This is a genomic window from Methylocaldum szegediense (assembly GCF_949769195.1).
Lineage (GTDB): Bacteria > Pseudomonadota > Gammaproteobacteria > Methylococcales > Methylococcaceae > Methylocaldum > Methylocaldum szegediense.
Genome location: NZ_OX458333.1, coordinates 4,588,346 through 4,603,699, shown reverse-complemented (window position 1 = coordinate 4,603,699; position 15,354 = coordinate 4,588,346). Strand labels below are relative to the sequence as shown.

Here is a 15,354-nt window from a genome sequence, read left to right as displayed (position 1 = left end):
GCTTTAAGCCCGGTAATATTCCGATAACCTCGACTTTTCGAGCATACTAAATACATTTTTCACTTGAGTGTCAGAAAGCTCTTCTGTCCATTTCCTGGCTGCCAGTGATGGATTCCGATATACGCTGTAAAAACCGTCATCATGCTTTGAAATCGTGCCGGAGAGAAACGCTTCTGTCTGTGGATTCCACGACAAGCCTGCCCACTCAAAGAGTAAACGGCAGGTAACATCGGGGGATTCACAGAGATCTTCGTATTTCACGACAGTAAGCCGATCCTCAATTTCGAGAAAGGAAAGTGCTTTTTCGTTGAAAACGATCCATTTCCACGTAAGCCGCGCTTCCGGCGGCAACCGCCGCAGGTCGTCCATCGTGAGCCCGAGTGCCCGGGCTTGCGCTGAGTTCAACAAGAGCTCAAATAAATCCCAGTCTTCGGCGGATGGGCACGAATCGGAAAAATTACGGTTGGCTTCTCCGCGCAGTACTGAGGCGACATATCCGCAAGGATGGCGCAGTATGACAATCGCCTTACAACCCTTTAATCCTTCAATAAAGCTGCCGACTCTCCCCAAGGATTCAATAGATTTCCAAACGATACGCGTATCGGAATTAACGGCGGAACTAACGTCTATCTGTCGGATACGCCCGAGTAGCGACTCGCCCAGTTTGTTTAGGTATATTCTACCCTTAAATAAAAGATTTTCGGTTCGTTTCCTATAGTGCTTTGGAAAAATCGGCAACTTTGCGCAACATTGGATGGGACAGGCGGTAAGAATTCCGTCCAAATACTCGTTCAGTTCGCCAGTTACGTTGGCATCATAATCCTTGTCTGGCAGTAAAGGTAATATATTATTCAAAGGGCGGATTGAATCCGGTTCGTGCAAATACAAAACATCAGGATGGCTGTCGAATAGTTTTCCGATCCACGTTGTCCCGGACCGCGGCATGCCCACTAAAATGATCAGTTTTTTCGGATCCACCATTCCGCCCTCATTATTGATTTTAAAGTTCGACGGTATTTAACTATTAACCGTCAATTATTGAAGATCTGATTAATTCCCCATCGAAAAGATCATTCTCTTAGAGGACTTATTTAAAATAACTTGACCCCTTGTTTCCTTGAGTAAAAGGGCCGTTGTGGGGCTTCCTGATAATTTTTCCTGTTATCACGTGTGTATGGAACAGATTTTCGGTTTCGCTAGTACTCGGTAAATGTCAATCCATAGGGGGAGGATTGCGTCGACGTCGAACTTGGCGACATGCGCAAGGCCATTTTCAGCTAACGTGCGATACAAAGAAGCATCCGATATCACACGTAGCAAGCTTTCCGCCATCGCGGTTGGATCTTCGGGGTCGACCAGCATGGCTGTTTTTTTATTCTCGACGATGTAAGGCACTCCGCCGACATTGGTGCTTACTACTGGCAAGCCGGCAGCCAAGGCTTCCAGAACCGAATTAGGCATGTTGTCGACCGTGCTTGGATTCAGCATGACATCGCACTTTCGGTATAGATCGGCCATCTCCTCCGGACTCAACCGCCCAGTGAAGGTCACGTTTTCACTGATCCCCAACTGCGATGCCAAGTCTTCCAGTACCCGCCGCTGTGGCCCCGAACCCGCGATGGAAAGCCGCGCTTCCGGCTTTTCCTGAAGCAACAACGCAAAAGCACGGATTGCAGTCGTAAGCCCGTAGATCGGTTCTAGATTCCTCGCAACGACGATGTGTGGCCTTGATGGATCGATTGCAGACAGTTCGGATCTCGGCCCGAAACGCCTGAGATTGACGATGTTCGGCACTATAGTCGTATCGACACCAAAACGCCCGAATACTGCTTTCAAAAATCCGGACGGAACGACTATCAGGCTCGCCTTCTCGAGACTCGGTCTCACCAAGCGAAATGAGCGGCTGAAGAAACGCTCGGCCTCTCCTCCCCGATAATTGAGTACCGCCGGAACTTTATAAAACCACGCCGTCCACAAGGCGGGAGCGGCGAACAAATGCCATGACCATCCCGAGTTCGCCATGATGTGCAGCACGTCGACCTGCGTCGCTACACGTCGGAGTTTGGCGATGTAAGCGATCAGGCGCGGGATGGCTCGAATACCTCTAAATTTCCCCACCCATGCCGGACGATAGGGCTCATTCGTCTGCACGAGGATGACATCGATGCCGCGTGACCTGAGCAATTCCATGAGTTGCCGAGTCTGATTCGCCATACCGCCGGATGGAGGCGGCAGCGGTCCCACTAGACCAACGCGCAACAGAGTTTCCCCTGGACGAGATGGTTCAGCCTCTCTTTCCGACATCGTTTAAGCGGCTCGAGAGAAATTGGCGACCAGCCTGGCCATGAACTTTGTCGGCGAACGATCCCAGGGCGTAAATCTCGGCAACTGTAAAATATCGCTTCGGTTACATGCGACGCCCCAAGTGGTAGAGACCGCCGCCTGAAACCCCAGGTCTCTAACCATTCCAACCTGCTCCGGCTTGTAATCCTTTACTGGCTTGCCGTTCGGATAGGCAAAAAAGCGAATCCGCTCTTTGATGATCGCTTCGAGCTTGTCCTTGCCCTCGGCGATCTCTTTGCGGGCTTCATCTTCGGACAAATTGGCCAAAATCGGATGGCTCATCGTGTGTCCGCCTATCTCCATGCCGTCCGCATGCAGGGCTTTGACCTGCGCGGACGACATCATCAAATCGTCCGGCAATCCGTCAACCCGTGAAGCAATATAATCGACGTACTCCGCCCGCTGGCGAGGCGGCAAGTGCTTGAGGCGATTTAATAATCGATACCCCGTCCGGGACTTCTCTTCGGGCGTTCCGATTGCATGCACACCCTGCCCTATTTGCGAAAGATCCAGACGTTCACCGTCCAACCTGCGAACCGTTTCCAGCACGGTATCGTTCCACATGCGCCCACCGTCGAGGAATCCCGCCGCGATAAAAAAAGTCGCCGGAAGGTTCCATCTCTTAAGAATCGGCAGCGCTACGGTTGCGTTATCCGCGTAACCGTCATCGAAGGTTATGCATGCCGCTCGCGGCGGCAAATCACCGCGCTGCAGGCGATCCACGGCATCCGCCAATGGCATCACGTTGAAATAACGCGCCAGGAGTTCCATTTGCCAGGCGAAAGTAAAAACATCGATCTCGTCAGGGCGCATGAAATCGGGCTCGCTCAACACGCGATGGTAAATCAGGATGGCGAGCTTGCGCCGTCGGCCGAAGCCGCACATGAAACCGCCTACCGCCTTCAAGAGGGCAAGCGCCGCGTTTTCGATCGAAGGATTAACGGATGCCATGACTCTGAAACCAAAGTTCCAGCATCATCAATATCCAGATCAATTCACCGTAGTAAGCGGCGTGAACCGACTGGTGCATAGCGATCGCGTGGTCCAGAAATTCTGTGCGGAAATAGCCGCGCCCTTTGAGCTGCTCGATGCTACCGTAGGCCAGCGCTTTGAGCGCGGCATGATTCTGCAGCCAGATGCCGAAAGGCAGACCGAAGCCGTGCTTCGATTTGTCGATGATCCGGGCCGGCAGAAATCCCCGCATCGCCCTCTTGTAGAACCATCGCAGCTGATTGGCTTTCAGCTTGGCATTGGATGGAATCTGGCAAGACAGCTCGATCACGGCATCGTCCAGCATGGGATAGGCGACATCCACCCCGGCCAATTCGCACATCCGGTTGACCTTTACCAAGTCGTTGTCGTGCAGTGTGATTTTCCAATCCAGATAAAGCATCCGGTTGAGCGAAGAGGCCCCGTTTGGCCTGTGGTAATACGCTCGTTGGACCGCCAGAGGCGCGCTCGTATCGACTACGGCTAACAGATCCGGATGAAAGATGTCACGCACGTCGTGGCGATGCAGAAAGTTGTAGTCCTGCAGTCGATCCGGCAACGGCGTGGCAGCTTGCTCGATATACCTTCCCGCTTTTCGAACGAAACCTAGCTGTAAGGCTGGTGGCACTCGGTTCAGCCCAGATTCGAGTGCCTTTCGAAACGGAGCGGGGACTTTCCAATAACGTTCGAACAGGAGTTGCTTGGCATATCGTTCATTACCGGCGAATAGTTCGTCGCCGCCATCGCCGCCCAACAAACGCTCTACGCCGTGGTCGCGCGCCAGCTTCGCGCAGAAATAGGCCGGCAATGCGGATGAATTGCCGAAAGGCTCATCACAGCCAGCCGCCACCAACGGAATGGCGTTCACCGCATCGTCCGGCGTCACATAATATTCATGCTGTCGGGTATTGAAATGCTCGGCGGCGGTGCGCGCGTAGGCGATTTCGTCGTAGCCCTCCACCGAAAAACCAATGGAAAATGTATCGGCGCCTCCGTTTTCCCGGGCCAATAGCCCCGAAACCGTGGAACTGTCGAGACCACCGCTCAGGAACGCCCCCACTTTGGAAACACCGCGCGTTTCCCGCCGCACCGCTTGTGCAAGGATCTCGAGAAGTTTCGCTCCTTCGCGCTCGACCGTAGCACCGCCGTTCTCGGTAAATTGAGGCAGCCAGTAGTAGCGGCGATTTACCGATCCATTGCACCAGACTAGGCACTCGCCTCCCTCGAGTTTGTTGACGTTCGCATAGATGGAGCCGGGGCTCGGGCAATGGTGAAAATAAACGTAATCGAACAACGCTTGCAGCGAAAGATCGCGCTTCACGTCTGGGTGATGCACCACGTCGTCCGCGCTAGTCGCGAACACCAACCCTTCGGATGTAGCTGCGTAATAAAGATGGCGTTGCCCGATGCGATCAAGCGCCAGAGTAATCTTTCGCTGTCCAGCGTCGATGACGGCGAGCACAAACCCCCCATACAGGTCATTGAGAAACCCGTCGGGATCGGCGCGGTACGCTTCTGCAACCGATTGTGTCACGCTGCTGCTTGACGCTATCTCCGCGTAACGTGGATTCTTCCAGTATGGTCGGCCGACGACGACCGCAACGATCGAACCATCATCCGACTGATAGAGTGCGCCTTCCGGCCCCACGCAGCTGATCTTTTCGCCAGTGACGGCACGGACCGAGTCGGGTCGAGCGCTGCGATTCCGGAAGCGATCGAGAAACTCCGCAGTCGTTCCGGGATCGGAGGACGACTGATACCAACCCACAACATCTCGCATGATCATAGATTTCGACTCAACAGTCTGTCATAGATGGGTTTGTAACGCGCAACGCTGTGTGCCCAAGTGCGTTCTCTCTCGACAAACTCCCTACCCGCCACTCTGAATCGTGACCATTCGTCCCGATGATCCAGCGCGTTGACAACTGCGTCCGCCAAAGCGCTCGGATCGCCGGCTTTGAATAACCACCCCGTTTCGCCATGACGGATCAGCTCCCGATGCCCCCCTACATCGGAAGCGATTACGAGCTTCCCCTGAGCCAGCGCTTCCAGCGGTTTCAAGGGTGTAACCAGTTCAGTCAAGCGCATGGACAGCCTGGGATATACGAACAAATCCACCTGGTCGTAATATTTTTGAATCTGGTCGTGAGGTACGCGCCCCAAAAAAATCACTTTTCCGGATAATCCGAGCTCTTGCGCGTGCTGTTTGAGCAAGTTTTCCTGCGGCCCGCCACCCACCAACAACAGCCGAACCTCAGGCTTGACTTCAAGAATCTTGCGGAGCCCTTCCAACAACAGCATGAGCCCTTCGTATGCGTAGAAGGACCCTATGAACCCAAGCACAATGCTTTCCTCGAGCCCCAGGCGCTGCTTCAGTTCCACGTCTGCCGGACCGCTCAGAGAAAAACGGTTGATATCGACGGCATTCGGTATGATAGTCACCTTCTGCTCGGGAATTCCGCGCCCGACGATGTCCCTCTTGAGTCCCTCGCAGATCGTCGTAACAGCATTGACCCTCTGGAAAACGTATGTCTCGAGCGCGCGGGTCACACGATAGCGCAAACCTCCCGCCCGAGCGGTACCATGGTCAACCGCTGCATCCTCCCAGAAGGCCCGGCATTCATAGACCACCGGCAAAGCCGACCATTGGGCTACGCGCAGCGCCGCCAACCCGTTCAACACGGGCGAGTGAGCGTGGATGATATCCGGCTTTACTTCCTCTACAGTTTCCCCGATCCGTTCCGCCAGGCTGTTGACGATCGAAAACTGGTTCAGTACGGGCAGTGACGAGAAAAAGCCTTTCGCTTGAGCCGTTCGGTAAAAGCGAAAGCCTTCCACCTCCTCGACCAGGACATCGGCGCCTTTGTGCTTAGCCGAAGTAATATGAAAAGTTTCCAAACCTAGCGCCCTCTGCTGCTCCAATATGGCGCGGGTTCGGAACGTGTAACCGCTATGCAGCGGGATCGAATGGTCGAGTACATGAAGAATGCGCATGGCTACCCTTTTATTATTTTTATCGGAGGTGGTCAGGCGTATCGGCGTAAAAAGGATTCATACATCAGCAACGACCACAACCCTGCGCTGTAGTCGCGCAGGCCTGCTTGATGCTGGTCCAGCATCGTTTTGAGAAAATCCATGTCGAACACGCCCGATCCTGCCATAACCGGCCCAAGTACAGCGTCCCGGACCCGTTGTTTGAGCGGCCCTCTGAACCACGCGGCCAAGGGCACTGCAAACCCCATTTTTGGACGGTAAAGAATGTCGCCCGGCAAGTACCGTTCCATCGACTTTTTGAACACATATTTTCCTTCCCGGGCCTTGAGTTTCAAGTCGGGCGCGAGCCCCGAAATCCATTCGACGAGCTTGTGATCGAGCAACGGGACCCGAACTTCCAGGGCGTGTGCCATGCTCGCCCGGTCAACTTTCGTGAGAATGTCTCCGGGCAAATAGGTTTTCATATCCAAATACTGAACCAGCGACAACGGATGCCGGGTAGGTGCCGATTCGGCATGCTGGCGCAGCACCTCGACCGCTTGATAGCCTTGCAAGCAGCGTTTGAACTCGGCGCTGAACATCCGATCCCGACGCAGGCTATCCGGGAGCAATGAAACCGAATGAAAGTAACCTTCTACCGTGTCGCGAGCGAGAGACTCGAAGGTGGACTTAGCACGAAAAATTTTCGGTGCCCAATCCGCCTTAGGGTAAACCCGGCCGAGCAGTCCGAACAGCGGGCGGCGAACACCTAAAGGCAGCAGCGAACGAATCCGCTCCTCGTACGTATGCCACCGATAGCGGCGGTAACCAGCCAGATTTTCGTCGCCCCCGTCCCCCGACAGCGCCACCGTAACCTCCTGACGCGCTAGCTCGCAAACACGATACGTCGGCAGCGCAGAACTGTCGGCGTAGGGTTCGTCGTACAATCCCGCAAGGCGGTCGATCAGGGAAAAATCGTCCGGATCGACCTGTTTTACGCGATGGCGCGTGCGGTAGCGGTCCGCCACCATCTGCGCATAGCGCGCCTCATTGAAAGCAGGATCGCCGAAAGAAATCGAGCAAGTATTAACCGGGTCGGCGGACAAGCCCGCCATCATGGCTACGACGGCGCTGGAATCAACCCCACCGGACAAGAAAGCCCCCAAGGGTACATCCGCGACGAGCCGAATGCGGACAGCCTCTTTTAACCGTTCGAGCAACTCTGCCATGGCCTGTTCTTCGGTCAAGCGGCCGTTCGCCACGAACGGCACGTCCCAATAGCACTCTGGCCAGCAGTTCGGCTCGCCGCGCCTGAGTGTCAGGCGGAAGCCCGGAGCCAGCTTGCGGACACCGCTGAAGATACTTTTCGGGTCGGGCACATAGCCGTAAGCGAAGTAATCTTCCACGGCGGTGGGATCGATTTTTCGCGGCACATCCGGATGGGCCAGCAGGGCTTTCAGTTCCGAGCCGAAGACGAATTTGCCATTGGGAAGATCGGCATAGTACAAAGGTTTTACGCCTAATCGGTCTCGAGCGAGAAATAGCGTCTCGCGCGGGCGATCCCAAATCGCGAAGGCGAACATGCCGCGAAACCGGTCCACGCAGGATTCGCCCCATGCTTCCCAGGCGTAAACGATGACTTCGGTATCGCAATGGGTTTCGAAACGGTAACCGAGCGTTTCCAGTTCGGCCCGTATATCCTGGAAGTTATAGATTTCGCCGTTATACGTGACGACGACGGTTTTGTCCTTATTGAAGAACGGTTGCTGCCCGTTCGAAAGATCGATGATGGACAACCGCCTATGGCCGAATCCGAGACCGGGCTCGGTATACAGTCCTCCTCCGTCGGGTCCTCGATGGAATTGGCTCTCGTTCATGCGCCCGAGCAGCTCGCGGTCGATCTCTTCCCGCCCGAACCTGTCGAAGATGCCAACGATTCCACACATGCTGTCTGTTCCTCAGTGCCTTCTATTCAATAATTCGTCATAAAGCGCGAGATAACGGCTGACCATTCCGTCCAAACTGAACGACTCGGCCACGCGTTTTTGCCCCGCAGCACCGTGAGCCGCTATCATCGACGTGTTATCCAGGTAAGCTTCCATCGCCGTCGCCATAGCGTCGGAATCTTCCTTGGGCACCAAGAGCCCGGTAACGCCGTGTACCACGAGTTCCGGATTGCCGCCGACCTCGGTAGCAATCACCGGCAAACCGGATGCCATGGCCTCGAGGATCGTATTCGATATGCCTTCCGCTCGTGAAGGCAGCACGAAAATATCCAAACCGCGCAGTATATCAGCGACATCGGAACGTTCTCCCGGCAACCAGGCGAAACGTTCCAGAGCAGCCTCCCCCAATACCTGCCGTGCTTCCTCGCGTAACGGGCCCTCCCCGACGAGCACAAGACGCGCTGTCGCACGGAATTCGGGCCGTCGTTCGAGCAGCCTCATAAAAGCCCTGACCAGCGTGAGCTGATCTTTGACACCGTGCATGCGACCCACCGTTCCGATCAGCACTTGATTCTCACGGCTGTCAAAAGGGCAACCCGAAATCATGGACTTGCCGCCAGGCGCCGGGTAAAACACCGACGTGTCGACACCGTTACAGATACGGGTCACTTTCTCTTCGGGAACGAAGATCTTTTCCCGGAGGTAAGTTTCCAAATGGCGAGACAGTGGAATATAGCGGTGCACAAAAGGCCGCACACATCGCCGAAGCCATTGATATTTACGGTTCGTGCCGTCCGGATCGAACACATCCCATCCGTGCTCACCGTGCACCCTACCGGGAACTCGCGCCAACCAAGCCGGTATCTGACACTCCAATGCAGCCAGATTGCGGGTGTGTACGATGCTGGGCTCGAGCTGACGCAGCAGCCGGTAAATCCGCCCATAAACCCCAAAGTCCTGGCCTTCGCTGCGATGCAATTCGTATACGGGGACATCGCCTGCCACCCGCTCCCTGAAGGCAGTCGCATCCTTGAGACAGATAATGGCGTGCCGGTAACGGTCATGCGGCGTCCGATTGATCAGATTCACCAGACCATTTTCCAAACCGCCTATACCTAAGCGGTAGATGATGTGAGCGACAAGCGGCGGTGATTTCACGGAATTAAGACTCGGCCGCCTTGTTCAGGCTCAACTCGAGCGACGGCAAAGCGTCATCGACGAAGCGTTGCAGCACATCGGACGCCGACTGGATATCCTCATCGTACGGCGTGAACACAATCAGCGCCGCTCCGTCTCTCATGACGCCGAGAAGCTTATCCTTGGCTTCGAGCAATTTCCCGACATAATCGTTTGCTGTGTACTGTCCGGCTATCCAATTCCAACGCCAAGTCAGCAGCCTTTGGTGCGCGGAATGAATCTTTCCTTGAAGGACCTTAACGGGAGCGCCGAACAGACGCACGTCCCGCAGTTTTTCCTCGAGCATCTTCCATTCACGACGGTTGCTTGGCGCGATAAGAACATTTTGAGAATTGATGAGTTCGCCGCCCTGCTCTTGATAGCGGTAATACATCACGTACAAACCGACCGTGTCGGCACCGCTGCGATAATGCGAGGCGATCGTGACGTCCGGGCCTACATAGCCGGGCTTCCAGTCCGTGAAAGCCTCGACGGTTTGCCAAGAGCCAATCGCTTTCGGCAGCTCGATATCCACGGAGGTGGCCGTCTTGCTCACCAGCGATTCAATATAGGCCGCCCTAGCCGGCCAAAACGCCGCAACGAGTGCAGCAATGACCGCAGTTCTCGCGAATCTCCCGCCGTCGACGCGATCGCTGGAAATTTTGCTCGAATGGGATGGCATTTCGGCATCCATCCGTCCGGGCTCTCTCCAAAACGAGCCGATCCAAAACATGATCAGCATGATGACGCCGAAAAATATCCAGCCATAAATGAAATGGTCCACGCCCACCGCTAACTTCATATCGCTCAGATGGCCTATCATCACGATCATATAGGCGCGTAATCCATTGGCGATTATGGGAAAACCCACTGCCAACGCGATGAAAGCCAACCGGCGAATCATCGACCGATAGCTCAGATAGGCATAAAGCAAACCGAGTGTGAGCGAGGCGATTAGGTAGCGTATACCGCTGCAAGCCTCGACGACCGACCAATCGCCGCTAGGTATGCTGAAAAACCTTCCTTCCCGATAAACCGGAATACCGGTAATCTTAAGCAACTTGACGGTGATGTCGGCGGTCAAGTCCATCAAAGTCGGAACGAGCGCTTCGCCAACTGGTACGGCAAACAGAAGAAATCCAAGGGGAAACGCCAACCTCGACAGTACTGTCCACCCCAGCAGCAGCCAAACGAGCGTTGGAATCATCACGACCAGCATGAACTGCTCGATCACGAGCACGTCGACGAGCCTCGCCGCAAGCCATGCGAATCCGAGCAAGACCAGCAAAGCCAGGGCGCGGTAGTCCGGTCGCGGAGTAAGCCGCACGATCTCGCTGCGCTCCCGCCAGATGAGCCATAGGCTGATCGGGAAGATGATAAAACCGTGTGCGAACGTTTGAGAACGCCACCAGATCACCACCATCGACATAAACGTCGAATGATAGATTCCAAGCAAAGCCAGAACAGTGACGGCCGTCATCCATGACGCCAAGAACCATTCCGAAACCGCACCCGATCGATTGATTTGTTTCGAATCAGTCAAAATCTCGGCTTTCATTTTCATATACGGTTCAATAGAGCGCCCAAGCGGCGAAAACTGTTCTCCCAGCCATATCGTTGCACAACGAACTCCCGATTTCTTTCGGACTTGAACGGCAGCAAACCATCGAGAAGAATCCGCGACACGAGCTCGACCCACTCTCCGGAAGACTCGGCAACCAGAAGATCCAATGGCTTTTGGACTTCGATACCTCCAACCGCGGCCCTCGTGGAAACGATGGATTTACCCATGGCCATGGCTTCCAACACTTTGTTCTGAATTCCGCGAGCGATTCTCAAAGGTGTAACGACACAGTGAGCATGCTTCAGGAAAGGGCGAACGTCGTCGACCGCACCGGTTACCGTAACACCCTCGATACGGGCAAGATCCCTTACGGTATTAGCAGGACGCGCGCCGACGATGTAAAAGCGCGCTGTATCGGTCCGGCGCCGAATTGCTGGAAATATGTCCCGCGCGAACCAAGTCACTGCGTCTACATTCGCCCAATAATCCATTACCCCGGTGAATACCACGGCCGCTTCTCCAGGTGAGTAAGGATTGGCATGGTCTTTCACGTCCGAGAAATAAGCCGTATCGACTCCGTTTTCGATACTTAGAATTCGGTCTTTCGCTTCCGGAGCGAGGGCTTTGAACAAGTTCGCCTCGTTTTCCGACACGAAGACCGAACGATCGAAGGCGCTCGCGATGTCGCGCTCGTAACGCAGCAAATAATCGGCCTCCCGCCGATAAACCCAGTTCATCGGCCAAGGCTTATGCGCCGCGTACTGCCGCCATTTGTCGGAATCGACGTCGACGAAATCGATGATCCGCAGTAACGACTCATACTCGGTTACGTATTGGGCCATGGCCGAGGAAAACACCAAAATGGCGTGAATCGGACGCTCGCCCAAAACCCGGCCGACCCAAGCTCGCATGCGGGCATCGGCGTAATAAGGCACGGTCAGAGGCAGTCCGGCCACCAATCCCTTGAGGCTTCTCAGCTGAGCGCGTGTCGAGTGGAGCGGAAGAAGACAGGTTTCGCCGCAGAGCTTAGCGACCTCAGACACGTAACGCCAGTCGTTCGGATCGTCGACGAAAGCGCCGAGATGAACGCGATACGACGCCGACAAATATTTGAGCAGGTGAAAAGACCGTATCTTGTCGCCTTTATTCGGCGGATACGGAATCCTGTGAGCGAGGAACAGAATTTCCTTCATACGGGCGTTGCACCGATTAGCCGAGGCTTCGCGAAATCCACGGCCCCACCAGATTGCTAACCGGCAGAGGAAGACGCTGCCACGCCGCGATGAAATAACGGTATTTCGGATTGAGCGGATTGACCTCGGGTACCGTCTTCGCCTTAACCAATTCGTATTCGTAAGGCAGCGGTTGGGGCTCGAATCCCCAGTGCGTCTTGAAGCGGTAGGAACCGGTGCCGACTTTGCTCCTGCCGTAGTCGAACACGCGCACACCCTTTTCCGTCGCCCGGCGCATGACCTCCCAATACATGAAATCGTTACCCTTGAGATCCCTGGCTTGTTCGGTTCCTCCGCCGTAGTACGGAAGGACTTCGTCGCGGAAATAGAAACTCATCACGCTGGCAATGACGCGCCCATGATGTTCAACACTGAGAATTTCACAGGCGTCGCCGAATACCTCTTTCAGGATTGCGAAATACCGCTTCGAAAACACCGGAGTTCCGAGATTGCGGACGCTTTCTGAATAGGCAGCGAAAAACCGATCGATCCCGGAATCGATGACACTGTGCAAACCCGCCGCAATACCTTTGCGGATCATCGCCCGCTGCTTGCGTGGGACAGCAGCAAGATTTTTCTCAGGATCGGGGTCCAGCGCTTTACGGAACGTCACATAGAGCGACTTGCTCGGCCGTCCGGAGCCACGTGATTTCATATTGCGAAGCTCCAAATAATCGACTCCGAGTTCTCTTGCGAGCCGGCAAGCTTCTTCCTCCAAGGCTACGCGCACAGAATCGGATTCGGCAACGGCGCCGCCATACACGCAAAATGGGCTCGATATCAGCGCATTGCCGAACAGTAAACTTCGGATATGGCCGAGCGGAAGGACGCCAACGATCCGGCCTTCGTCTTCTGCGAAGAGATAATGCGTCTTATGGCCAAAAGCCCGTTCGACGACATCCCGCCAACCGGTGAGATGAAAAAAGGTCGCTTCCGCACAGTTATTGACGAAAGTGTCCCAATCCGACTTGCGGCTTTCATCTAATTGCTTGATTTCCATACCGATTATTGACTCGTATTTGTGTGATGTGGCGACAGAAACACGTGAGCCATCGTATTCCAGCGGAAATCCTGCAAAAGACGACGCAAGCGCCCCTCGGTCCGAGAAAGATTCAGGTAATGGCGGACTCGTGTCTTAAGGTCAATACCTCGCTGTCTCGGCTGGTCTGGGTCGATTTCCCAAGGATGAAAATAAAACACGCATGATTGGCGATCCTTCCGATTCACCCGTTCGATTGCCCAGCGGGAAATCCGATAAGGCAGCAACCGAAAATAACCGCCACCGCCGCATGGCAACTTCTTGCCGACTAATTCGACTGTCGTTACGGGAATTTCTAGCAATCCATCAGAACGGCATGGGCGAAACGAAAAGCGCGGCGCTTCCGGCATTCCATACAAATCATGCTTTACCGGATAAATGCTCGAACTGTAGCGGAATCCTGATGCTTCCAGGATTTCCAAAGCCCAGAGATTTTTGGAACCGATCGAATAGCTGGCTGCACGGTATCCCAGAACGGGAACACCGCCGATATCTTCCAATAAGCCCTTTGCGCGCGAGACGTCGTCCCGAAACTCTTCGGGCGTTTGTTGGGTCACTCGCACGTGGCTATAGCCATGACAGGCCAGCTCATGCCCGGCCTTCACAATCCGCTTGATAAGCGCCGGGTAACGCTCCGCCACCCAGCCCAGGGTAAAAAACGTCGCCCGTACTTCGAAGTCGGCAAAAATCTGCAGTATGCGGTCGGTATTTCGCTCGACGCGACAGGGTAATTCATTCCATTTATCCCGTCCGATATAGGGTTCGAACGCCGACACATGGAAATAGTCTTCAACATCCACCGTCATCGCATTGACAACGGAACTGTCGGCAGCTGGTTGCATAGCTAAGATTGGCCCCCTTAAATCACGCTAACGGCGCTTTGGTCGTTGTTTGCTTCTAAATTTTTAGAGCTTATTCAGTCGTAGGGCTGGTCGCCCCGAGTCTGTCGAGGAACTGTCTTAAGTCAAGTCGAAGGGTATTGGGCACAATCGGGATAGGCTCTTAGAGCCGAAACTACTGACATCATCCTTTGTTTCCGCTCAAGACTCATCAAGAGGTTCGTTATAGATTTCATCCATATCCAGATGTAAAAGGATAGCCTTTCGCAACAAAGCTCGTTCTTTTTGTACTGTTTTCCGCAAGGTAGACACCAGTTTCTCGAGTTGCAGGACCCTTTCCTCCAGACTTCCGTCGACAGGAGTGGCGCGCCCGGATTCGATCGGATACACCGGCGTCTCGAGGTTAGGCGCTCCTCGGCTGGACGAGGGTTGAACGTGCACTGCGTCCTGCTCCATCTCGTTGATCACCAAACGAACGGAATCCAGGTCTAACATGTGAAGCTCCTCTAAGTATCCATACAATAAAAGCCGATCGCACAAGGTGTTGATGATTCGGGGAACGCCTTGGGTATGCCTGTAGATTTCCTCGAATGCCTCGTTTGTAAATTCGGGATCATGCGCCCACCCCGCCGTTGTGAGGCGATGAAGGATATACTCCTTGGTCTCCTCGCTCTCTAACGGTCGCAAATGATACATGGCCGTTATTCGCTGCCGCACCTGCTCCATTTTGGCGCCTTGCAAGGTCGCTCGCAGCTCGTCTTGACCCAATAAAAAAACCTGAAAGATCGAACGCCCTTCAGACTCGAAATTAAGCAGCATGCGCAGCTCTTCCAAAGATTGAACCGGGAGATTCTGCGCCTCGTCGACAACCAATAAAACTCGTTTCCCCTCTCTGGCCTTGAGTTTGAAAAATTCTTCTAAATTCTTGAGTAGAACTGCTTTCGCATCGCCATCGTAGGAAAGGCCGAAGGTCGCGGCGATGATCCGTAGAGTATCTTCGGCTCCGACCTGGGATGTCACCATGAGACCGGCAACGGTATTTTCATTCCGAAGCGTGCTGAACAGTTCCTTTACCAGCATCGTTTTGCCGGTGCCAGGTTCTCCGGTAACTACAACGAATCCTTCACCCTGAGCTAAACCATAGCGTAAATATGCCAATGCCCGCTTGTGGACGGCACTGTTATAAAAAAATTCCGGATCCGGATTGAGCTGAAAAGGCTTTTTCTTAAGGTTGTAAAAACTATCGTACATG

12 protein-coding genes are annotated in these 15,354 nt (G+C 54.4%); all 12 read right to left on the bottom strand.

Annotated elements, in window-relative coordinates; all coding sequences use genetic code 11:
* Positions 1-3 precede the first annotated feature (3 nt).
* Positions 4-981, bottom strand: a complete 978-nt coding sequence (locus QEN43_RS20290) for a sulfotransferase (RefSeq protein WP_026610053.1) — start codon at positions 979-981, stop codon at positions 4-6.
* Between the two features lie 183 nt (positions 982-1,164).
* The gene (locus QEN43_RS20285; RefSeq protein WP_235726564.1) at positions 1,165-2,259 is read right to left on the bottom strand and encodes a glycosyltransferase family 4 protein; all 1,095 of its coding nucleotides are present in this window, start codon (positions 2,257-2,259) and stop codon (positions 1,165-1,167) included.
* A gap of 48 nt (positions 2,260-2,307) precedes the next feature.
* On the bottom strand, positions 2,308-3,294 hold the full coding sequence (locus QEN43_RS20280; RefSeq protein WP_026610051.1) for a polysaccharide deacetylase family protein: 987 nt from the start codon (positions 3,292-3,294) through the stop codon (positions 2,308-2,310).
* Entirely contained in the window at positions 3,281-5,119 is a 1,839-nt protein-coding gene (locus QEN43_RS20275; protein ID WP_235726563.1) for an asparagine synthetase B family protein, read from the bottom strand. Before QEN43_RS20275 ends, QEN43_RS20280 begins: the two co-directional genes overlap by 14 nt.
* The gene (locus tag QEN43_RS20270; RefSeq protein ID WP_317963549.1) at positions 5,116-6,327 is read right to left on the bottom strand and encodes a TIGR04063 family PEP-CTERM/XrtA system glycosyltransferase; all 1,212 of its coding nucleotides are present in this window, start codon (positions 6,325-6,327) and stop codon (positions 5,116-5,118) included. The genes QEN43_RS20275 and QEN43_RS20270 overlap by 4 nt, the downstream gene beginning before the upstream one ends.
* A gap of 32 nt (positions 6,328-6,359) precedes the next feature.
* On the bottom strand, positions 6,360-8,252 hold the full coding sequence (locus QEN43_RS20265; protein ID WP_026610049.1) for an XrtA/PEP-CTERM system amidotransferase: 1,893 nt from the start codon (positions 8,250-8,252) through the stop codon (positions 6,360-6,362).
* A 12-nt stretch (positions 8,253-8,264) separates the two neighbouring features.
* Entirely contained in the window at positions 8,265-9,410 is a 1,146-nt protein-coding gene (locus QEN43_RS20260; RefSeq protein WP_026610048.1) for a TIGR03088 family PEP-CTERM/XrtA system glycosyltransferase, read from the bottom strand.
* Positions 9,411-9,414: 4 nt separating this feature from the next.
* Positions 9,415-10,992 (bottom strand): exosortase A, encoded by a 1,578-nt coding sequence (gene xrtA, locus QEN43_RS20255; protein WP_317963548.1) that lies wholly within the window; start codon positions 10,990-10,992, stop codon positions 9,415-9,417.
* A complete protein-coding gene (locus tag QEN43_RS20250; RefSeq protein WP_026610046.1) occupies positions 10,989-12,185 on the bottom strand; it encodes a TIGR03087 family PEP-CTERM/XrtA system glycosyltransferase in 1,197 nt (398 codons plus the stop codon). The genes xrtA and QEN43_RS20250 overlap by 4 nt, the downstream gene beginning before the upstream one ends.
* Before the next feature lie 16 nt (positions 12,186-12,201).
* Entirely contained in the window at positions 12,202-13,224 is a 1,023-nt protein-coding gene (locus tag QEN43_RS20245; RefSeq protein ID WP_317963547.1) for a FemAB family XrtA/PEP-CTERM system-associated protein, read from the bottom strand.
* 5 nt (positions 13,225-13,229) lie between these two features.
* Positions 13,230-14,105 (bottom strand): XrtA system polysaccharide deacetylase, encoded by an 876-nt coding sequence (locus QEN43_RS20240; protein ID WP_036268139.1) that lies wholly within the window; start codon positions 14,103-14,105, stop codon positions 13,230-13,232.
* Between the two features lie 198 nt (positions 14,106-14,303).
* Positions 14,304-15,353: an XrtA/PEP-CTERM system-associated ATPase gene (locus QEN43_RS20235; protein WP_026610043.1), complete on the bottom strand. Its 1,050-nt coding sequence runs from the start codon at positions 15,351-15,353 to the stop codon at positions 14,304-14,306.
* Between the last annotated feature and the right edge of the window lies 1 nt (position 15,354).